Source organism: uncultured Veillonella sp., from assembly GCF_934190855.1.
Lineage (GTDB): Bacteria > Bacillota > Negativicutes > Veillonellales > Veillonellaceae > Veillonella.
In genome coordinates, this window is record NZ_CAKPTN010000002.1 from 1 (window position 1) to 22,589 (window position 22,589).

General features: G+C 40.5%; 17 protein-coding genes and 1 tRNA gene. 14 read left to right on the top strand and 4 right to left on the bottom strand.

Annotation, left to right across the window (positions count from 1 at the left end; translation table 11 throughout):
- Window positions 1-397: 397 nt before the first annotated feature.
- The 11 genes from Q0F90_RS00300 (at window position 398) to Q0F90_RS00350 (ending at window position 11,279) form a co-directional block, all read left to right on the top strand.
- Window positions 398-1,084 carry a carboxymuconolactone decarboxylase family protein gene (locus Q0F90_RS00300; RefSeq protein ID WP_296001913.1) on the top strand — a complete coding sequence of 229 codons (687 nt, stop codon included), beginning with the start codon at window positions 398-400 and terminating at the stop codon, window positions 1,082-1,084.
- A gap of 162 nt (window positions 1,085-1,246) precedes the next feature.
- The gene (gene trmB, locus Q0F90_RS00305) at window positions 1,247-1,906 is read left to right on the top strand and encodes a tRNA (guanosine(46)-N7)-methyltransferase TrmB (protein WP_296001916.1); all 660 of its coding nucleotides are present in this window, start codon (window positions 1,247-1,249) and stop codon (window positions 1,904-1,906) included.
- A 1-nt stretch (window position 1,907) separates the two neighbouring features.
- Entirely contained in the window at window positions 1,908-3,251 is a 1,344-nt protein-coding gene (locus tag Q0F90_RS00310) for an FtsW/RodA/SpoVE family cell cycle protein (RefSeq protein ID WP_296001919.1), read from the top strand.
- A 110-nt stretch (window positions 3,252-3,361) separates the two neighbouring features.
- Window positions 3,362-4,645 carry a uracil permease gene (gene uraA, locus Q0F90_RS00315; protein WP_296001923.1) on the top strand — a complete coding sequence of 428 codons (1,284 nt, stop codon included), beginning with the start codon at window positions 3,362-3,364 and terminating at the stop codon, window positions 4,643-4,645.
- A 200-nt stretch (window positions 4,646-4,845) separates the two neighbouring features.
- The gene (locus tag Q0F90_RS00320; protein WP_296001925.1) at window positions 4,846-5,310 is read left to right on the top strand and encodes an NfeD family protein; all 465 of its coding nucleotides are present in this window, start codon (window positions 4,846-4,848) and stop codon (window positions 5,308-5,310) included.
- A gap of 36 nt (window positions 5,311-5,346) precedes the next feature.
- A complete protein-coding gene (gene floA / locus Q0F90_RS00325) occupies window positions 5,347-6,303 on the top strand; it encodes a flotillin-like protein FloA (protein WP_129823811.1) in 957 nt (318 codons plus the stop codon).
- Between the two features lie 8 nt (window positions 6,304-6,311).
- Complete coding sequence (locus Q0F90_RS00330; RefSeq protein ID WP_296001927.1) at window positions 6,312-7,034, top strand: hypothetical protein; 723 nt, start codon at window positions 6,312-6,314, stop codon at window positions 7,032-7,034.
- Window positions 7,035-7,280: 246 nt separating this feature from the next.
- Window positions 7,281-8,012: a sortase gene (locus Q0F90_RS00335; RefSeq protein WP_296001929.1), complete on the top strand. Its 732-nt coding sequence runs from the start codon at window positions 7,281-7,283 to the stop codon at window positions 8,010-8,012.
- A 54-nt stretch (window positions 8,013-8,066) separates the two neighbouring features.
- Window positions 8,067-9,005 carry a hypothetical protein gene (locus Q0F90_RS00340; protein ID WP_296001933.1) on the top strand — a complete coding sequence of 313 codons (939 nt, stop codon included), beginning with the start codon at window positions 8,067-8,069 and terminating at the stop codon, window positions 9,003-9,005.
- A 143-nt stretch (window positions 9,006-9,148) separates the two neighbouring features.
- Window positions 9,149-9,742, top strand: coding sequence for a DNA glycosylase (locus tag Q0F90_RS00345; RefSeq protein WP_296001936.1), 594 nt, complete (start codon window positions 9,149-9,151; stop codon window positions 9,740-9,742).
- A gap of 289 nt (window positions 9,743-10,031) precedes the next feature.
- Complete coding sequence (locus tag Q0F90_RS00350; RefSeq protein ID WP_296001937.1) at window positions 10,032-11,279, top strand: MFS transporter; 1,248 nt, start codon at window positions 10,032-10,034, stop codon at window positions 11,277-11,279.
- 152 nt (window positions 11,280-11,431) lie between these two features.
- Here the strand turns inward: Q0F90_RS00350 and pepT are convergent, their stop codons facing one another.
- Window positions 11,432-12,655, bottom strand: a complete 1,224-nt coding sequence (pepT, locus tag Q0F90_RS00355; protein WP_287290972.1) for a peptidase T — start codon at window positions 12,653-12,655, stop codon at window positions 11,432-11,434.
- 247 nt (window positions 12,656-12,902) lie between these two features.
- Here pepT and Q0F90_RS00360 point away from each other — a divergent pair, with 247 nt between their 5' ends.
- The 3 genes from Q0F90_RS00360 (at window position 12,903) to mmuM (ending at window position 17,009) form a co-directional block, all read left to right on the top strand.
- A complete protein-coding gene (locus Q0F90_RS00360; RefSeq protein WP_296001946.1) occupies window positions 12,903-14,837 on the top strand; it encodes an OPT family oligopeptide transporter in 1,935 nt (644 codons plus the stop codon).
- Window positions 14,838-15,122: 285 nt separating this feature from the next.
- On the top strand, window positions 15,123-15,908 hold the full coding sequence (locus tag Q0F90_RS00365; RefSeq protein ID WP_296001949.1) for a basic amino acid ABC transporter substrate-binding protein: 786 nt from the start codon (window positions 15,123-15,125) through the stop codon (window positions 15,906-15,908).
- A gap of 87 nt (window positions 15,909-15,995) precedes the next feature.
- Window positions 15,996-17,009, top strand: a complete 1,014-nt coding sequence (gene mmuM / locus Q0F90_RS00370) for a homocysteine S-methyltransferase (protein ID WP_367113384.1) — start codon at window positions 15,996-15,998, stop codon at window positions 17,007-17,009.
- Window positions 17,010-17,164: 155 nt separating this feature from the next.
- On the opposite strand, the gene Q0F90_RS00375 is transcribed toward mmuM, so the two are convergent.
- The 3 genes from Q0F90_RS00375 to Q0F90_RS00385 all read right to left on the bottom strand — a co-directional run bounded on the left by Q0F90_RS00375 (window position 17,165) and on the right by Q0F90_RS00385 (window position 22,540).
- Window positions 17,165-17,255, bottom strand: a tRNA-Ser gene (locus Q0F90_RS00375).
- A 145-nt stretch (window positions 17,256-17,400) separates the two neighbouring features.
- The gene (locus tag Q0F90_RS00380; RefSeq protein ID WP_296001954.1) at window positions 17,401-18,636 is read right to left on the bottom strand and encodes an FprA family A-type flavoprotein; all 1,236 of its coding nucleotides are present in this window, start codon (window positions 18,634-18,636) and stop codon (window positions 17,401-17,403) included.
- Window positions 18,637-18,799: 163 nt separating this feature from the next.
- Window positions 18,800-22,540, bottom strand: a complete 3,741-nt coding sequence (locus Q0F90_RS00385; RefSeq protein ID WP_296001957.1) for a phosphoribosylformylglycinamidine synthase — start codon at window positions 22,538-22,540, stop codon at window positions 18,800-18,802.
- Window positions 22,541-22,589 lie beyond the last annotated feature (49 nt).

Sequence of the window (22,589 nt, forward strand, 5' to 3'; positions counted from 1 at the left end):
AAAACTATGGTATTGCTAAAGAATTCCATGATCGTTATGATGCAACTGAACTTTTACGAGAAAATGGTGTTTCGCTAGAACAAATTGTAGCTGATGCAAAACAAATTCTGTCTCTTTAGTTTGCTAAAATATTAATTAATTAATCTCCCTCATAAATGCAGTAGATATCTATCTTCAAAAGATATCTACTGCATTTTATATTGTTATAGATTTTATAAATATATAAAACTTGTTAAAAAAATATAGATTTTTTTCGAATAGGACTATAAAAATTAGATGAAGTATTATATAATAATATCTACAGTATGTATTACAGTAGAATAAAATTGTTGTTAATGTATGCGTTTAATGCGGTATTATACAATTTAGTATTAATAAAAAGGGAGATTATAAGACGTTGAAAAGAGTATTAACCTTAACATTAGCCTTGGCCATCGTCGCCGGTGGCTATATGTTCGAGGCTAATGGGGCGGGAGAGCAGCCTTCTAAGCAGGCACCGTCTATATCTGAGATAAACATATATACGCCTAAAGAACTCAATGCACGTCAAAAAGACTTGGTTGAAATTGGTCGCTATACAGCGTCTGGAGATCAAGGTGCATTAAAGAGTACAATTGCTTCTGCTATCGAGCGAGGTACGTTGACGCCGCAAGAGGTGAGTATTGCGATTCGTCAACTTTACTCTGCTGCTGGTTTGAAGCAAATGAATGCAGCCTTAGCTACATTCGATCAATTGCGTGATGAGCGCCCTGAGTTTGGTGCTGATTACGAAAAAATGGTTCCTAAGCAAACAGGTCTTAGTGCTTTATTGGGGAATGGCACTAATGGGGCTGCTTTAACAAAGCAGAAGACTGAGGAAGCAAAGGAAGGGGTTCAATATAATACGTTCCGTATGAAAAAACCGAAACCTCAAAATCGTAATCGTTCTCGTCTAGGTAAATTAGATCGTGAATTGGTAGCGGCAGCAGCGTTAGGTACTCGAGTTGGTAAAAATAATCTATTCAGTGCATCTGAAAAGAGTTTATCTGAGCTTGGCCTCAGCAAATATCAAATTGAAAATCTAGAAGCTATGATTTTTGAATAAAATGTAGACCTACTTCTTCGGAAGTAGGTCTTTTTTATGTGTTAGCCGAGGGAAATGTAATTGACGTTTAAGTCCCCCTTTTCTATAATTAATAAGATAGGTATATAACCTGTAACAATAAATATAAACAATACATTATTGAAATAGATGTAAGGAGAAAGTATGCGCCTTCGTAGAAAACCGTGGATTGATGAAGCTATCCACGAATATGACTCTCATATCATTTTGTCTGGACATGAAGAACATAAAGGCAAATGGCGTGAGTTATTTGCTCATCCAGAGCGTCCATTATATATGGAGCTTGGTACTGGGAAAGGCCGCTTTATTGCGGGCATGTCTGAAGCATATCCAGATGCTAACTTTGTAGGTTTTGAAGTACAGCTTGGCGTTATTTACTACGCAGCACAAAAAATCTTTGAAGGGGAACGCGATAATGCTAAGGTATGTCTCTTTGATATTGCAGGTATCGAAGAGATCGTTGAGCAAGGTGAAGTAGATCGTTTCTACATTAACTTCTGTGATCCATGGCCTAAAGCAAAACATGCTAAACGCCGCCTTACATATCATACCTTCCTAGACCGCTATGCTCGCCTTTTAAAAGATGGTGGCGAAGTGCACTTCAAGACAGATAATGAAGGTTTATTTATGTTCTCTCTTGAAGAGTTTAAAGAATGCGGTTGGGAACTTAAAAATGTAACGTACGATTTACATAGTACCGATCTTCCAAACGTTAAAACTGAATACGAAGAGAAATTTAGTAAAAAAGGGCAACCTATTTTCCGCTTAGAAGCAGTTAAGCCAAAAGTACAAAAGGAGGCTTAATATGGAAACACCGAATAAGGGGGATAGTCGGTGGGGCTCACTCTTTAGAAATGATTTACAAGGTATGCTCTTACCTATAGTACTCATTACTATTATAGGTAGTGTGAATATCTTTAGTGCCACCTATATCAGCTCTATTTATGAAAATACAGGGCTTTTAGGCTATTTCTGGAAACATATTGTCTTTTTATTAATCTCGTTAGCGGCAGGGATTATTTTATACCGCTATGACTATCGACAATTACAGAAGGATCATATGTTGCACCGCATTATGGTTGCTACGCTTGTTGGGTTAGTGTTAGTACTCATTATGGGCGCTGTTATCAATGGTGCTCGCCGATGGATCTTAATCGGGCCCATATCTGTACAGCCTTCTGAGTTTGCTAAATTGGCTGCCCTTATATGGACATCAGCTAAGTTGAGTAGCTTAAGAAAATGGGGCAAGCCTCGTCATACGAATCCGCTGATCAATATGAAAGGCTATTTTGGTGAGCGCATCAGTTATATGTTTCCTATGTTAAGTTGGCCCGCAGTATTTGCAGGGTTAACCTTCTTCCAACCAGACTTGGGGACAACGATACTAATCTTTGGGTTTTCCTTTATCCTGATTTATTTAGCCGGATTTGATGGAAAATTCTTTGGTGGTGCCTTTGCCGTAGCCGGGTTCCTTGGCTTTATTGCAGCTCGTACGTCGCCGTACAGATGGGAACGTATTCAGTCTTGGTTTGATCCATGGCCTCATGCACAAGATATGGGTTACCAAACTGTACAAGGTTTGTTAGCTGTTGGCTCTGGTGGCTTCCTAGGGGAAGGCTTTATGCAAGGTACGTCCAAGTACTTTTACTTGCCAGAGGCACATACAGACTTCGCTTTTGCTGTGTGGGCTCAAGAAATGGGCTTCCTTGGGGCTGTATTTGTTGTCATCTTAGTAGCGGCTTTCACCTACTATGGATTCCGTATTGCTAATAAGGCTCGTGATGAATTTGGCAAATGGTTAGCCATGGGCATTACCTTGCTCATTAGTGGACAAGCCTTATTTAACATCGCCATGGTGTGTGGCATTATGCCTGTAACTGGTGTACCATTGCCATTTGTTAGTTATGGTGGTTCTTCTTTGTTGATGAACTTTATGGCCATTGGTTTATTAGCTAGCATTGGCCGTCGTAATGTGGAAGGCGTAAAGCAAGTCGGTACAGTTGAGGATTTACCCTCCTTACGTGAGGAAACACAAAGCCGATTCAAACCGACTGTTCCGAAAAGTCCTAAAAAGACGGAAATGCCGGGTCCTTTTAGACCGAGAACGGCTAAAACGCCAACCCGTAGACGACCTAGGTCTGAACGTTGATATTTAACTTATATAGTATAAGGTGAATATATTTAGTGTGGATTTATATAGCATCTCTCAAGAGGTGCTGTATAAATGCAACGTACTTGTATTGTGTGTGAGGAGAAAAGATGAAGGATTATATTGATATCCAAGAACGCCCATCCTGGGGTCAAATGTTGCCACTTAGTTTCCAACATTTATTCGCTATGTTTGGTTCTACTGTATTGGTACCTTATTTACTGAAAGTAGATCCTGCAACGGCATTATTTATGAATGGTATTGGTACATTACTATACTTATTCGTGTGTAAAGGTAAAATTCCAGCTTACCTCGGTTCTAGCTTCGCCTTTATCGCTCCTGTAGCAGGTGTGTTATCTGCAGGTCTTGGTTATGAAGCGGCAAAGGGTGCCTTCGTTGTATTTGGTCTTTCCTTTGTAATCTTATCTGTTCTCGTTCGTTATATTGGTACTCGTTGGGTCGATAAGTTATTCCCGCCAGCGGCGATGGGTGCTATCGTAGCTATTATCGGTTTGGAATTAGCTCCAGTTGCGATGAGTATGTCTGGCCTTATTGGTAATCAAGATTTAGGTATGAGCCACAGCCAAGCTATTTTTATTTCAATGTTTTCCTTAGTTGTTACCTTGCTTGGTACTGTTGTGTTCCGTGGTTTCTTAGCCGTTATTCCAGTTCTAATCGGGGTTGTTTCCGGTTATGTATTATCCGCTATTATGGGTGTTGTTGACTTCTCTGGTGTAGAGGCTGCTCCATGGTTCTCCTTGCCGCAATTCTACGGCATGCCTGTGTTTGATATTAATGCAATCATCATGATTATGCCGGCTCTCTTCGTAGTATTTGCGGAGCACGTTGGTCACTTGGTTGTAACTAGTAATATCGTTGCTAAAGACTTGATGAAAGAGCCAGGTTTACAACGTTCCTTGCTTGGGGATGGTCTTGCCAATATCCTTTCTGGTTTCTTCGGTGCTACGCCAAATACGACATACGGTGAAAATATCGGTGTACTTGCAATCACTCGTTGCTTTAGCGTATGGGTAATCGGTGGTGCTGCAGTTCTTGCTATGATCGTTTCCTTCGTAGGTAAGGTAGCCGCTCTTATCCATGCAATTCCAGTACCTGTTATGGGTGGCGTATCCATTCTATTGTTCGGTATCATCGCTGCATCTGGCTTACGCATGTTAGTAGAACGTAAAGTAGATTACACAAATCCTGTTAATATGATTCTTACATCCGTTATTCTCGTTGTAGGTCTTAGCGGTGCAGAACTTGCTGTAGGTCCTGTAGTATTAAAAGGTATGGGCCTTGCCACTGTAGTAGGTATGGCGATGAGCATTAGCTTGTTGATCCTTCAAAAAACAGGCGTTGGTAATGACCAATTGAAAAAAACTGAAGTATAATTCAAGTTGCTAGTGAGGCTGCAATATAAACCTTTGTGTTTATAAGCCCAACTTGTTTTTACTTCCTATAATAAACGACTACTAGATCAGATTTGTATCTGTGAAAGTAGTCGTTTTTATTAATTATCTTTATAAATTATTTTTAATATTGTATAATGAGTATATAAGTTGTATAAAATTAATTATAGAGAGGAGGGCCTATGGAGTTTTTAATCTGGATGGCCATAGGGATTGCTCTGATGGCAGTAGAACTCGTTGTACCGGGTGGTATTTTAGGACTTATCGGTTATTCCGTATTCCTTTGGGGTGTTTTTGTAGCTCTTGGGGAAGGAACGGTAGCTTTGTATGCAGTACTGGGATTAACGGCCTTGCTAATTGTCCTTATCATCGTGTTCTTTAATCACTTTGAAAAGACTTGGATAGGCAAATTGTTTACCTTAGGGCAACGATCTACGACTAACGAGGGCTATGTATCTAATGATGTATTAGAGGACTTAGCTGGCAAAGAAGGCGTAGCTCATACTACTCTGCGCCCTGCTGGTATTGCTAAAATCGATGGTAATTTGGTAGATGTTGTAACCGAAGGGGACTTCATCGATGCCGGTTCACCGATTGTGGTGCTTCGTGTTGTAGGGGGCCGCAATATTGTTAGAAAGCGTGATTAAGCTTTCACCACATCGTCGTATATAATGGAGGTTATTATGGATGTAGGTATTTTAGTTTTGATTCCCATTCTACTGATTGGGATTATGGTGTTCTTGTATGTTGTGCCATTAGGCCTTTGGGTATCTGCTCTTGCAGCAGGCGTTAATGTTGGTATCTTTACACTCGTAGGTATGCGCTTACGTCGTGTAAATCCATCCCAAATCGTAATGCCTTTGATTAAAGCTAATAAAGCAGGTCTTGATGTTAATGTAAATCAGCTTGAAGCGCATTACCTTGCAGGTGGTGACGTTGACCGCGTTGTAGATGCTTTGATCGCCGCTGAACGCGCATCTATTCCTTTGACATTCGAACGTTCTGCAGCTATCGACCTTGCAGGTCGTGATGTATTGGAAGCGGTACAAATGTCCGTTAATCCTAAAGTGATTGAAACACCAATCATCTCTGCAGTAGCAAAAAATGGTATCGAACTCAAGGTTCGTGCTCGTGTAACTGTACGTGCTAATATCGACCGCCTTGTTGGTGGTGCTGGTGAAGCTACGATTATCGCCCGTGTTGGTGAAGGTATCGTAACGACTGTAGGTTCCTCTGAAGAGCATACAGATGTATTGGAAAATCCAGATCACATCTCCCGTACTGTATTGGGTAAAGGCCTTGATGCGGGTACTGCATTTGAAATCTTATCCATTGATATCGCTGACGTAGACGTTGGACGTAATATCGGTGCTCAATTGCAAACTGACCAAGCCGAAGCGGATAAGAAAATCGCTCAAGCCCGTGCTGAAGAACGCCGTGCTATGGCTGTTGCGACAGAACAAGAAATGCGTGCTAAAACACAAGACATGCAAGCTAAGGTTGTGGAAGCACAAGCTGAAGTTCCTAAAGCATTGGCAGAAGCTTTCAGAAATGGTAATCTCGGTGTTATGGATTACTACAATATGAACAATATTATTGCAGACACTAAAATGCGTGAAAACTTAGCAGATAGTGAATAGGAGTAGCTATGGACTCTATTTTGTCTACAGTGCTATCTATCTTTTCGCATAATCCTATCATTGTGTTAGGTATCATCGCTTACGTTGCCTTTTCTATTATAAGAGGCAAGAATAACGAAGAATCTGATGAGTATGAAAGCTATGAAAGTTCAAGTTCCGGAATGACTTGGGAGGATATGGAGCGGGAATACGGTATCTCCATAGAGAAAAAGCCTGCAGAACCTTCGCCTGAGGATTTGTTGTATGATGATGATTTCTATCGAGATATTTTTAAAAATAGACCGATTGAGAATCAGCATCGAGAGGCTCCCTTACTAACGAAAGAGGAGCTAGAGGGACGCTACGATTCTATTCCTGAAGTAGATGAGAGAACATTCAAAAATCGCTCAAATAATGATGCAGTTACACCGGCTACAGCAACTCAACAAGATACTGAGGTTTTACCTAAGAAACGCACTAGCAGCTCATCAAGTTATTCGACGAGTACGACTCGATCTAGTCGTGAAGCTACTACAGGTCCTTCCTTGAATGAACGATTAGCCGAGTTTAAGAGAGATAAAGCATCTAAAGAGGGGCGTGTTCTTGTTGAGAGTGTAGGTGTTACAACAGCTCCAACTGCTCCTTCCGTGACTTCGACTCGTCGGCATAAATCTAATCATGCTCTAAAAGAGGGGATGAAGTGGTCTATTATTTTAGGCAAGCCTAAAGCCCTTGAGCGAAGATATCGCTAACCAAACTATCAGCTAATGATCTTACTGGTAATTGGTAAGTAAATAGATAGATTGATAGTTTATGCATACATATTGTGATAGCATCTAGAATTACACCTATCGTATGCGGTGCATATAATTACATATTGAAAGAGGTTCCTATTGGTCACCTATGTGACTATTAGGAACCTCTTTTTTGTTGTCTTTTCTTGATGGAACTTTCACAATAATAGGGAAGGGAGTTCGTCCAGAAGGAAAGGTGATGTTATGTATCGTAATGTGCGCGTTATACCAAAACAGTTATTAGAACAATTATATGTAGAAAAGCAGTGGAGTGTTCGCGATGTGGCAGAGTATTTTCAATGTAGTGTCGATACTATTATGCGACGTATGAAAGCGTATGATATAGAGCGGCGGCCGCTTAAGAAGGAAATTAATATGGTTCATGTACAAGCCTTGTATGAGACGGGGAAGTGGTCGCTCCATTCTTTAGCAAAGCGATATGATGTGTCCATCACGACTATGGCCAGCCGAATGAGAGAATATGGTTTGGTCTGTCAGCGATCGAGCAAGAATGTATCTGTAGATGTAGTACGCATTTGTAGAGCCTATAAAAGTGGGAATAGTACAGATGCTATTGCTCGAATGTATGGCGTATCTCGTTGGAAGGTGCATCATGTGTTGCGACATATGGGGATTTGTATGACGCCTAAAGGCCGTAAACCTCAACGAGTAGAGGAGATGGCCTATTTATATATACAGCACCATATGAGTACCGATGATATTGGTCTGGCCTATGGAGTTCGTGGCTCTACGGTAGCGATGTATTTACGCGACCGAGGTATAGAAATACGGACCAATACCCTCGATTTAGACGAAAATAAGATTAAAAAACTTCGTGCTCAAGGGTATGGCGTTGCCAAGATTGCACAGGTAATGGGCTGTTCTGCCACAGCGGTACGAAAGCGGCTAGCTATGAAAAAATATATCTCTCCTTGATGTAGTGTAGTAGATACTATATACTTAAATTTATACAATGATGGGAGGATTATTATGTTTGAAATTATCTCTGCTTTAATACCGTTTTTATTATTGGGCTTAGCGGCAGCTGGCCTATCTCGCGTCTCTGGGGTGGCTTTATCTATGGTTATAGTGCCAACTCTATTGATTTGGGGTGCTACTGCTGTAGATGTAATCGCCTTTATGTTGCTCTTTGTGGTGTACAACAACTTTACTATGGAAACACAAGATGTTCGTTTAGACTATAAAGATCTTGTGCTATTCCCTAAATGGCGCTTGTGCATTCCGTTCATTTTAAGCTTGGTGGCGGCCTTCTTCGTACCTGCTGCAGGTATTGCCATCTTTATGGCTTGCTTTGTATTAGAATTGCTAGCTACTGTATATAAACGCATTCCTGAAAATAAACGACCTCGTTTACACCGTGTCGTAGTAACATCTATCTTGAGTGCTGTAGTAACAGCGGTAGGTGCCTATGCAGGCCCTAAAATTCCTAGTGAATACTATTTCATCTGTGCAGGCTTGGCGATTTTAATCATTACTGGTTTTGCTTGGTACGCAGGCAATCATAGAGATGCCTTTAAAGGTCCTTGGGAAACTATTTGGGCTGACTTTAATCTATTTTTAGGTATGTTCGGTGTAGAGGCTTCTTATTATCCAGCAGCGCTTACCCGTTCCATTCCAAATCCTATGGATCGCATGTTGCCTATGATTACTGTAGTAGGTGGTTATGCAGGTCTTATGGTGGTATTTGGTTTTTATAATATCTTCTCTATACCATCTTTGATTACAGCTATCGGTGCTGCTGTAGGTATTCGCCTCTTTGGTTTGTATGAATTCCCTCGTAATGGCAGCTTCTCTTACCTAGCGATTGGCTTTGCTGTGGCTGCAGTAGTATGCTTGTACCTCGTATCTCCAACACCTGTTGGCTTTGACCATATCAACACCTTAGTATCTCAACCAATCGGTCAATAATAGTAGGCATTTGAGTTTTAATTGTTTATAGGGTGACTATATTTACCAACAGTATCCTGTTTATTTGTTATAAACTGTGACATAGTTCATTTGTTGTGGTGAAAGTAAAGTCCATAATAGATTGTGAAAGGAGTTGATGATCAATGGCAGATGTAATTGAAACGAGACCATTTCCGCCATTCTTGCCTAAGAATGCAACGGTTATGACGATGGGAACATTCCCGCCAGCTTCTGAAAAACGATCTATGGAATTTCACTATCCTAACTTTCAAAACGATATGTGGCGCGTATATGGTTTAGTATTCTTTGATGATAAGGATTACTTTAGAAAAGGTGAGGAAAAGGCCTTTGATGCGGATAAAATCAAAGCATTCTTATCTGAAATCGGCATTGCTTCTTGTCCTACCGTTTTGAAAGCTATTCGAGAAAAGGGAAATGCATCGGATGCGTTCTTGAAGGTAGTTGAACCTGTACCGCTCGCTGAAGTATTGGAACAAGTGCCGCATTGTAAACATATTGGGACCACCGGTGGTAAGGCTACAGAAGTGTTATTGAGCCTTTTACCGGAAAAGGTAAAACTACCTAAAACGGGCGAAACGATACCGTATGTGTATAATGGTCGTGAACTAACATTGACGCGATTACCATCTACATCGCGGGCGTATCCTTTGAGTTTGGCGAAAAAGGCTGAAGCCTATAAGAATTTCTTTAAGGCTTGTGGCTTAAAAACTAAATAGATTAAAACTAAATAGATTAAAATTAAATAGATCTAAAATTAACACCTTTAATGGTTGAAGTTGAGTCTTTTGAACTCGCTACTAACTGTTAAAGGTGTTTTGTTATCGTAAATATATATGAGTTTTTAAAATGGATATAATCAGAGGATATATCAATGAAACCTATTTATTATAAAAAATATTTATGAGGTGTATAACATTTTAATTCTTGCTTTTTGAAATGAGAGGTCTATAATTAACCGTTGTCACAAATTGGTTGACAATCATTTTGGAAAATGGAGTTGATATTATGGATAAGGCTAAAGATGCCTTATGGACAAAATCCTTTGTCCTCGACACTTTGATTAATTTCTTAGTATTTTTAATTTATTATTTATTAATCGTTATTATTGCTGTTGTAGCAAAGGATAATCTCCATGCTACGGCGAGCCAAGCTGGTTTAGCGGTTGGTATTTATATTATCGGTACCGTTGTGGCTCGTTTGTTGGCAGGGCGATTTATTAGTGTCTTAGGCTGTCGTAAAATGCTTTATTTAGGTTTATTGATATATTTGATTTCCACAGCCATGTATTTCTACACACCTAGCTTGTTAATCCTTGATAGTGTTCGGTTCTTAAATGGCTTTGCTTATGGTATTACATCGACTGCTACTAGCACTATCGTAGCCGCTATAATTCCTACGTCGCGCCGTGGGGAAGGGATTAACTATTATGGCTTGTCTACATCTCTTGCCGCCGCTGTAGGGCCGTTCTTGGGCATTTTAATGCTCCATAACCTTGGCTATGATTTTATTATTGCCTTCTGTGTTGGTCTTATTATTCTTTGTGGCATCGGTTCCGTTATTATGAAGTTTAATGAACCTAAGCTCGATATTGATTCAGAAGCACATAAGGGAATTAGAATTTCCGATTACATTGAACCCCGTATGAATTCTATTAGCCTTGTATCTATGCTTGTAGGCTTTGCCTACTCTGGTGTTATCGGCTTTATGGCGGCCTACACAAAAGATCTTGATCTTATTATGGCAGGGACATTCTTCTTTGTTGTCTATGCCGTAGTCATTACTATAACAAGACCATTACTGGGGATTCTCTTTGATATGAAAGGGGAAAATTTTGTTCTCTATCCTTGTTTCGTATCCTTAGCACTTGGTATCTTCTTATTATCCATCGCTCATTCTACATGGCTTGTTCTTTTATCTGCTGTATTTGTGGGCCTAGGCTATGGTACATTTATGTCTAACGGACAAGCAGTAACTGTTAAAATTGTACCTGTTCACCGCATCGGTGTCGCCACATCTACGTACTTTATCGCCTTAGATATGGGTCTAGGCTTTGGTCCCTATATTTTGGGGGCTATTAAAGAGGTTGTGGGCTATACAAGCATGTTCCATGTAACTGTTGTTGTAGCGCTTTTGGCACTTGTTGCTTACTACTTATTCTACGGTCGTTATGTAGGTACTGAAAAAGATCTTTCTTTGAAAGCTCGCGCTGAAGAAGAACGAATTAATCGTAAAGGCAATGGACAGCTTGCGTAGCATGTAATTCGATAATTATTATGACTAAATTAAAAGGGCTATACGATAACTCGTATAGCCCTTTTTGACGGTTAATGAATTTTAAAGTTTGATGGTATTGTAATTACTAGTTTCATTGTGTTGATGTAAGCTAGTTTAATTATCTAAATATATTATTTTTCGATATTTACGATGTTAACGATAACTTCAACCGCTTTTTTCATGTCATCGATACATGCAAATTCGTGACGACCGTGTAGATTTTCTACGCCTGTAAAGATATTTGGTGTAGGAATGCCCATGAAGGAAATTTTAGATCCATCTGTACCGCCGCGAATAGGATCGCAAAGAGGCGTGATACCTGCTTTTTCCATCGCCGCTTTAGCTACGTTAACGCATTCCATATTATCTTTGATCACATCGTACATGTTGTAGTATTGGTCTTTAACAGTTACTTCACATACTTCACGACCGTAAATTTCGTTTAATGTTTGACCTGCTTGTAAGAAGAAGGCTTTTTTCGCTTCAAATAATTCTTTGTCATGGTCGCGAATGATGTAGTTCATTTTGCCAGTATCTACTTGTGTTTCCATGCTCATAAGCATGAAGAAACCTTGACGACCACAAGTGTGCTCAGGAACAGCAGCACCAGGGAGTAAAGCATCAAATTGCATTGCAAGTTTAGCACAGTTAATCATGATTCCTTTTGCTGTACCTGTATGAACAGATACACCTTTAAGCGTAACTGTACCACCTGCGGCATTAAATGTTTCGTATTCAAGCTGGCCGAGGCTTTCACCATCGATAGTATAAGCAAAATCAACAGGGAATTGTTTTACATCAAAGTGATCGGCGCCAGTGCCGATTTCTTCGTCTGGACCAAAGGCGCACATGATTTTACCGTGCTTGATTTCTGGATGAGCAACGAGGTAGGCAAGGGCTTCCATAATTTCACAGATACCAGCTTTGTCGTCACCGCCGAGTAAAGTAAGACCATCTGTTACGACTAAAGATTTACCAATGTAATTTTTTAGATTAGGGAAGTCTTCGCGGCGGGTAAAGATTTGATGTTCTTCGTTGAGGCAAATATCGCCACCATCATAGTTCTCTACGATGCGAGGCTTGATGTTTTCTGCATTGTAATCAGCTGTATCCATATGAGCGATAAAGCCGATAGCAGGGGCTTTTTCGTCTGTATTAGCGTTGAGTGTGCCGATAACAAAGCCATTTTCTCTATTATAAATAACTTCGTCTAAGCCGATTGCTTTTAAATCGGGAACGAGTACGTTTGTTGCAAAATCTACTTGTGATTGCGTACTAGGAATAGTAGTGCTTTCCTCATTAGACCGTGTGTTTATACTTGTGTAGCGTACAAAACGTTCAACCATTGATTCCATAATAAAGCCTCCTCGTAAGTAAACATACCTGTTATACATGGCAGTATTCAATACTGTTACATATAGAGATTCTTAATTTACTTTCATTGTAGAACAGGGGAGCTAAAATTGCAAAATAATTATTTATAGATGAATCGATATTTTATTCGCATAACGTATAGAAAACCATTGAACCAAGCATAGTACCGTGTTAGTATAAAGGTGAATAGTTATACGTTTGTACTTTTTTATGTTAGGAGGTTTTACTATGTCGGACGAAACTCGTTCAATTCCGCCCGTAGAACCGGTGTTAGATCCTAAGAAGGATTACGTAGAGATTAACTCGTATGTAGTATTCTGGGGTCTATTCTATGCGGCAATCTTTACACTGGCCGTAGGTTATCTATGTTTGAAGATTGGTCAAACTGTAGATGCCTTTGCACCAGTATCTGTACTGGCTATGGGTACAGCAGTTATTTTGAAACGTAAAAATGCTTTTGCTGAAACGGTTCACATTCAGGCTATTGCTAGCTCTAGTACGAACACATTAGCGGGCGCTATGTTCTTCTTGCCAGCGCTTTACATCTGGAATGTTACAGATGTATCCTTTGTGCAAATGGCAATTCCTATTATCCTTGGCGGCGTTTTAGGTGTTTTATTATGCGTTATGTTCCGTCGCTACTTCGTTGAGGAAATGCACTATGTGTATCCATTCCCAAGCGGTCGTGCTGCTGCTGAAGTATTGATGAGTAATGAAGGTAGTAAAGCGAAGCTCATGCTTGGCTCTGGTCTCATTGCTCTCGTGTATGACTTCATTCTTAACAGCTTAGGTTGGTGGGAAGAGGTTATTCGTACTAGTACTTTTAAATGGGGAAGTGCTCTTGCAGATCAAACTAAATTGACTGCAGCCGTAGATACTGACGCAGCATTGCTTGGTCTTGGTTATTTTACAGGTCTTCGCTATGCAGCGATTATCGCAGCGGGCTCCTTCTTCTCTTGGTTTGTATGTATTCCAATCGTGTACTATTTAGCTCCTGAACATATCATGCAAATTGGCGGTCAAGCTGTTCCTTTGGCAGAGGCTCCAATCCGTAAAGTGTTCCTTGATTATGTTCGTCATATTGGTATCGGTATGCTTGCGATGGCAGGTATCATTGGTCTACTCAATATGTCTAAAGTAGTGGCAAGCGTTGTAAAAAATGCAGTGCTTGATATCTTCAGCTCTAAATCTGCAGAAGTTAATTTACTTCGTACACAACGCGATATTCCTACGTCTTGGATTGGTGCGGGTATCTTGTTATGTACCGTTTTATTTGCTGCATACTTCCACTTTATGTATGCTGAAAGCTTCGCTCAAACAGTGGTAGCATTCTTAATCGTTCTTATTATGTCCTTCCTATTATCTGTAGTAGGTATTAGCTCCATCGCTTATACAGGTACAGAACCAGTATCCGGTATGACAATCTTCATGATTATCATCTCCGCTGTATGCTTAACAGCAGCAGGTATGACTGGTAAAGTAGGCATGATTGCAGTTCTAATGATGGCATCCTTTATCGGTACAACCATCGGTATGGCTGGTAACTTCATGTCCGAACTTAAGGTAGCGCATATGACAGGTGCTACACCTAAGAAAATGGAACAATGGCAAATCGTTGGTACTATTCTTTGTGCGGTACTTTCCGTAGGTGTTATGATCCTCTTAAACGATGCATATGGCTTCGTAGGGGACCATGCATTAAATGCACCGCAAGCGAACGCTATGGCTGCTATTATTGAACCTTTGATGACTGGTGGTAGTGCTCAATGGCCTCTATACATGGCTGGTGCATTATTCGCAGTTATCTTGTGGATGATAAAAGTTCCACCTTTGGCATTTGCTTTGGGTACTTACTTGCCAATGGAAATCAACACACCATTACTTATCGGTGGCTTGATTGCGTACTTCGTACAAAATAGTACAAAAGACAAAGCGTTGGCAGATCTTCGCTTTGCTCAAGGTAGTACAATTGCTTCCGGTCTCGTAGCCGGCGGTGCTATTGGCTCCTTATTCAGTGCGGTACTTCGCATTGTAGGTATTGATGTATTTGCAGAAGCTTGGGTTGAAACTCCAGAAGCAACATACCTCAGCATCGTAATGTACTTGTTACTCTGTGCATTCTTGTACAAAGTTGCTATGTACATAAAAGCTAAAAAAGCGTAATAATTACCGCCTTTACCAAGTTTTATCTGTGCTTGGTGAAGGCGGTCTTTTTATATAGCTAGAATGAACTTTTTGATATAGCTAAAAGCTATGTGTATTTAAAACCTATTTGTATGGTTGGATTAATTGACCGCAACTATATCGAATGTTATCATAATACTATAATACCTCTAGAGGTATTATTTTTATTATGTTCAAAATTTATGCTCGAAGTGTAAGTATAGATATATTAGTAATTAAAAAGAACTCTTTTTTCTAGGTAGAATGGAGTCAGTAAGGGGAATTATGAAATTTAAAAAGATAGCAGCTCTTTTAGGAGCTTTCACCGTTGCTAGCAGCTTGTTTATCGCTGGCTGTGGCAATACAGTTACGAGTCAAAAGACATGGCGCGTCGGTACTGATGCGACCTATGCACCATTTGGTTTTAAAGATAAAGATAGTGGCAAATTGGCCGGTTTTGATATCGACATTATTACTGCTATTGCAAAAGAAGAAGGCATTGAAGCGGACATTCAAAACTTGAACTTTGATGCATTGTTACCAGCATTACAAAGTAATACTATCGACATTGCTATTTCAGATATGACTATTTCTGAAGAGCGTGCAAAATCCGTCGATTTTAGTAAACCGTATTATATAGCAGGCAATGGCCTTGTTGTTAATATCGATAATACAAATATTAATAGCTTTAAGGATCTAGAAGGTAAACGTATTGGCGTATCTATCGGCTCTACGGGTGCTGAAATTGCTAGCAAGGTTCCAAATGCGGATGTACGGCAGTTCAATATTATCGTTGACGCGTTCTTAGAACTACAAAATAAAGGCGTCGATGTTGTTATTAACGATACACCGGTAAATGAATATTATGTTAATGGAAAGGGGAAAGGTATCGCAAAAGTCACTGGAGAAGACTATGATGCGGCACCACTTGGCATTGCTGTGAAAAAGGGTAATGCAGAGGTCCTTAATAAAATTAACGATGGCCTAGCTAAGATTAAAGCGAATGGCAAATATGCTGAGATTTATAAAAAATGGTTTGGTAAAGAACCACCGGCAGAGGTGTTAAAATAGTTTGTAGATAGTACCAAAATGTATTATTTGATATAATACGCTTGGTAAGCCTCAAGTTGTAGAGGCAAGTATAGAATGGGTGATATGATGGCTAAACGAAGTGTATTTTTAGATATTATTAAGGATAAGGGTGCCCTCGTCTTAGATGGGGCTTTAGGGACAGAATTAGAGCGTTATGGCTGCAATATTCAGCATAAGCTGTGGTCTGCAAAAGTTCTCATGGAACAGCCTGATGTTATCAAAAAAATACACATTGCGTACTTAGCTGTTGGAGCAGACATCATTCAAAGCTCTGGTTATCAAGCTACTGTAGCGGGCTTTAAAGGCTTAGGCTATGGTACAGAAGAGGCAATAGAGCTCGTTAAATTATCTGTTCGCTTAGCCGTGCAAGCTCGTAATGAGTTTCTAGAGGCTAAGGCTAGCGGAGCACTTACGTTACGGGGCATTACCCTAGGTGAAGAGACTCCAGATGGGGTTAAGTATTTTTCCGAAGGTGCATTGCCTAAACCGTTAGTAGCGGCCTCTGTAGGTCCTTATGGGGCTTTCTTGGCTGATGGATCTGAATACCGTGGCTATCCTGATGTACAAACAGAATACCTTGAGGTGTTCCATATTCCTCGGTTAGCATTGTTCGCGGAAGAGAATCCAGATATACTATCTTTTGAGACGATACCATCTTATGATGAGGCCATTGCTATTGCTCGCGCTATGTCCGATCCGTTTACATCAAAAGGTATTCCTGCGTGGATTGCCTTTTCGTGTAAAGATGAACATCATGTTTCTAGTGGTGAAACAATTATCAAATGCGCTGAAATGATTGATAAGGTTCGATCTATTACGGGGATTGGCATTAATTGTAGCAAACCAGAACATGTAGAGTCCTTGATTAAGGACATTCGTACCGTTACGGATAAGCCCATTGCTGTATATCCAAATCTTGGTGAAAGCTATGATAGTGAAACTAAGACTTGGTACGGTGATTCAGCATCCTTTGTAGACTACGTAGATGTATGGCGTAAGGCAGGGGCTGAAATCATTGGTGGCTGCTGCAGAACGACGCCTGAAATCATCGGTGATATTGCTAAGAAAATCCATAATTAATATGGTGAAATACATATAATACAAAAGGCTATTCGAATAAGCTCAAATAGCCTTTTTATATACATATATGATTCAGAATACTGAATATAAAATAGGTGATAAATAGCCTCTAATTTGGCAAATAAAAAAGCAGTGCTTAAGCACTGCTTTTACTATGGCGGAGAGACAGGGATTTGAACCCTGGGTACGGGATAACCGCACACATGATTTCCAATCATGCTCCTTCAGCCGCTCGGACACCTCTCCATGTATTCTGTTGTGTAACAGGTACTTGTATAGTATATGAAAAAGTTAGATTTATGTCAAGCAAAAAATAGGGGAAATCTTGTACTTTCATAAGACTTTTAAAATACAAGAAAAAGCCGCCTAAGAGGCGGCTTTTGTATTCGTATTATAATACGTCTTGGATTTCTGTTGCATCGATGGATGCTTTGATATCGTCTGCCATTTTTTCGATTTTTGGAATATCTTCTTCTTTCAAAGAGGATTTGATATCAAGTGGTTCAGATACGATTTCAAGATCTTTGAAGTCGTTTTCGAAGTGAGAAACCATGATTTTCATTGCAGCGGAAGCCCAAGAGTGGTTACCGATGATGGATACCTTATGGTTTTGGAAGTTAAGAGCTTTCAATTCGTGGATGAAGTTTTCCATTGTAAGGTATAGGTTCAAGTTGTATGTAGGTGCGATTGTTACCAAGTTAGTGTATTTCCAAGCATCGGAGATGATGTAGGAAGCATTAGTTTTGGAAACATCGTAAATTTTGATATCTGTAACACCGCGTTTAGACAATTGTTTAGCTAATTGTTGTGCGATAGCACGAGTGTTGCCGTACATAGAACCGAAGGCGATAACAACGCCTTTTTGTTCAGCTGTGTAGCTAGACCAGTGCAAATATTTGTGTAAGATATATTGGATAGATTCTGGTGTACGCCAGATTGGACCATGAAGTGGAGCAATGCGTTTAATATCAAGACCGGAAACTTTGCGAATTGCATTTTGTACTTGAGGGCCGTATTTACCAACGATGTTTGTGTAGTAACGACGAGCTTCCTCTTCGTATGTAGCAACGTAATCAGTTTGGTCAGCAAAGATGTTGCCGTTAACTGTACCGAATGTACCAAAAGCATCTGCAGAGAACAATGTGCCTGTAGATTTTTCGTAAGTACAAGTTACTTCTGGCCAGTGAACCATTGGCATAGTGTAGGAAACGAGTGTATGTTTACCAAGACAAATTTCGTCGCCTTCTTTTACAGTGTAATATTGGTCTGGTTTTGGAGAATTGTAGAATTGCTCGAACATGCGGAATGTTGTAGCGTTACCAACCATTTTACAGTTTGGATAGCGTTCCAATGTTTCCAACAATGTTTGACAGTGATCTGGCTCCATATGGTTTACGACGATGTAATCAAGTTCACGACCATTTAAAAGATGAGTCAAGTTGTCAAAGTATTCTTCACGAATTTCAGCATCTACAGAGTCAACAACGCAAGTTTTTTCATCATCGATGAAATAGCTATTATAGCTAACACCATTTGGAATAGGGAATAAGTTTTCGAAACGTTCAGTAGTCCAGTCATTACTACCAATCCAGTAGATATTATGGGTCATTTTCTGAGCACAATGCATAATAAAATCCTTTCTTAACTCACTTATGTATATATGTATAGACTTACATGAAATTATTTTTGTAAATATGTCATCAACTTATAATACTAATATTTACGAAAAAAATCAATATGAAAAAGCCTACTCCTAGGGGTAGGCTTTCACATGAAAGATTAGTAATTAATTACTTAAAGTATTTTACACCGGATGTAAAGATTGGCATTTCTAATTGGCCAGGAATATTTTTACTGATGCCTGTGCCACAGCGTTCGGAGTGAGCCATTTTACCGAATACACGACCATCTGGGCTATAAATACCTTCGATAGCAGCGACGGATTGGTTTGGATTGAAGCGGCTATCCATGGAGGCAATGCCGTCAAAGTCAACGTATTGTGTAGCGATTTGACCAGTTTTATTGAACTCTAACACTTGTTGAGGGGATGCAATAAAACGACCTTCGCCATGAGAAATAGGTACAGTATAGATTTCTCCAGCTTTAGCATCACTCATCCATGGGGATTTTGTGGAAATTACCTTAGTATTAACCATGCGAGATAAGTGACGACCAATTGTGTTGTATGTCAATGTAGGATGATCTGCAGTCAACGTTTCGATATGACCACCAGGCAACAAGCCTAATTTAATAAGGGCTTGGAAACCATTACAGATACCAAGAACTAGACCATCTTGCTTGTACAAGAGGTTTTCTAAGCCTTCTGCAAGGTATGGGTTGCGGAAGAGGGTAGCCATGAATTTACCAGAACCATCTGGTTCGTCACCAGCACTGAAGCCACCAGGGAACATGAGAATTTGAGATTCAGCTAACTTAGCTTTGATTACGTCAATGGACTCTTTTAATTGTTCTGGTGTTTGGTTGCGGATGACTACGATGTCTGTTTCTGCACCAGCCCGTTCAAAGGCACGAGCAGAATCAAATTCACAGTTTGTACCAGGGAATACAGGAATGAGAACCTTTGGTTTAGCACCTAAGGATGCACTGCGCGGTTTAGCATGTTGATCGTGAATGTACGCCACTGCTTCGCCAACACCATTTGGTGCGTGCATAGGGAAAATGTCGTTTAATGGTGCTTCGTAAGCCGCTTGTACCTCTTTAAGGGATACAGATTGGCCTTCCCATTCGAAAACAGGATTTGCTTGGGTTACACCGATAACTTTCACATCAGGTAACTCCAAGAGATAGTTAACAGCTGTAATATCTACCTCTACGATGAAGGAACCAAGAGCAGGCTGGAAGATACCACGTTCAGCATATTTATCGAATTTAACACCGATGTTATTGCCGAGCGCCATTTTTGTAACTGCTTCAGGGATACCACCTTGCTCCACTACATAGGCGGAATAAACACGACCTTTTTCAATTTGTTCTTGTAATGTATCGCAAATTTCTTTGAAACGATCCCAATCAGGAGTGTCATTATATGTACGCGGTACATCAAAGAATACGAGACGGTGGTCTACGCCTTTAAGGTCTTGGCTTATGATGTTATTTACATGAGCTGTACCAACCGCGAAGGATACAAGGGTAGGAGGAACGGTAAGGTCCATAAATGTGCCGCTCATAGAGTCTTTGCCACCGATAGCACCGATTTCAAGTTCTTTTTGAGCTTTATAAGCGCCGAGAAGGGCCGCCACAGGTTTACCCCAAGATTCTTTAGAGTTTAAACGTTCGAAGTACTCTTGTAATGTTAAGTACGCATCTTCACGGCGACCGCCAAGAGCTACTAATTTTGCGACAGATAAAAGTACTGCGTATTGTGCGCCATGGTATGGGCTCCAGTCGGATAGCTCAGGTACGAAACCGTGAGTCATGATGCTAGCTGTTGTAGTTTCACCATTTAGAACAGGTAATTTGGCAACCATGCCTTGCGTCGGTGTTTTTTGGAATTTACCGCCAAATGGCATGAGCACTGTGTTGGCACCAACTGTGCTGTCAAAACGTTCTGCTAAGCCCTGTTGGGACGCAGCGTTTAAATCAGATACAGCAGCAAGCCATTTTTCTTTGAAGTTATCTGCGCTAGCAGAACCGCGTAAGAAGTAAGAACGATCCGCTGGAGCTTTTACGATAGCTTCTTGTTGTTGGCTAGCACCGTTTGTATTTAAGAAATCTCGACTAATGTCGACGATTGTTTCGCCGTTCCAGTTCATGATGAGGCGATTTGTATCGGTTACATCGGCTACAACTGTACATTCTAAGTTTTCTTCGTCGCAGTAGGCTTTGAATGCATCTACATCAGAAGCGGCGATAACACAAGCCATGCGCTCTTGAGATTCAGAGATGGCTAGTTCCGTACCATCAAGGCCAGCATATTTTTTAGGAACTAAGTCAAGGTTGATTGTTACGCCATCTGTTAATTCACCGATAGCAACGGATACGCCACCTGCGCCAAAGTCATTACAACGTTTAATAAGGGTAGTTACTTCACCGCGACGGAAGAGACGTTGAATTTTACGTTCTGTAAGGGCATTGCCTTTTTGAACCTCTGCACCACATGTGGAAAGGGATTCTACTGTGTGTTCTTTAGAGGAACCAGTAGCACCGCCACAGCCATCGCGACCAGTTTTACCGCCCAGCAATACCACAACATCACCGGCAACAGGCGTTTCACGGCGTACTTGATTGCGTGGAGCAGCGCCGATAACGGCGCCAATTTCCATGCGTTTTGCTACGTAGCCAGGATGGTAATATTCTTTTACCTCACCTGTAGCAAGACCGATTTGGTTGCCGTAAGAGGAATAGCCACGAGCTGCTTCCTGAGTGATTTTCTTTTGTGGCAATTTACCTTCTAATGTATCTTCGAGGCTAGTATGTGGATCGCCAGAGCCAGTGACGCGCATAGCTTGGTATACATAGGCGCGACCGCTTAATGGATCGCGGATACAGCCACCTAAACAAGTTGCAGCGCCGCCGAATGGTTCGATTTCGGTAGGGTGGTTATGAGTTTCGTTTTTGAATAATAACAACCATTCTTCCGTTTTGCCGTCTACATCGACAGGAACGATGATAGTACATGCATTGATTTCATCGGATTCATCAAGATTTGTTAAACCACCAGCATGGCGTAATTCTTTTACTGCTAATGTAGCCATGTCCATGAGGGAACGAGCTTTTTTCTTAGTTGTATAGAGCTCAGCACGGCCTTCCATGTATTCTTCAAGAGCTTCTTCAATAGGGCTTGTGAAGCGACTAGCTTCGATGGAGATATCTGTTAACTCCGTCATAAATGTAGTGTGACGGCAGTGGTCCGACCAATATGTATCGAAGAGGCGAATTTCTGTAATCGTAGGATCGCGGTGTTCTACCTCTGCATATTGTTGTCGAATCATTTGAAGGTCCGCCAATGTCATAGCGAGGCCATAATATTTGATGAGTTCTTCTAGCTCAGCATCGCTCATTGTCGTAAAGCCATTGATAATTGCTACTGGTTTTGGTTCCTCTAAATCGAGTGCCAAAGTGTTAGGCACTTCCAAGCTTGCTTCACGGGAATCCACAGGGTTAATGTAGTACGCTTTGATGGCATTTTCTTGTTCTTTTGTAAAAGTGCCTTCGATGGCGAATACGCGAGCACATCTCACGATGTGACCAGAGGTGAGAGTGAGCATAGAAATACATTGTTCTGCGCTGTCGGCACGTTGATCATATTGACCTGGCACATATTCAACAGCAAATACAAAACCTTGTACTGTTGGGATTTCTTCTAATACTGTGTCCACAGGAGGTTCGGAGAAAATTAGATTTTTTGCAGCTTCTAAATCTTTTGCATCTAAATTTTCAATATCATATCGTTCATAAATGGTAACACCTGTAACAGGCATGGATAATTCCTGTTGCAAGGTGTTTAACATGCGTTGTGCTTCTTGGTTGAAAGATTCTCGTTTTGTTACGAATAATCGTTGTATAGCCATTGTAGCCTCCTGTAATGTATATAATTCCCTATGGGATATTGACAAATTA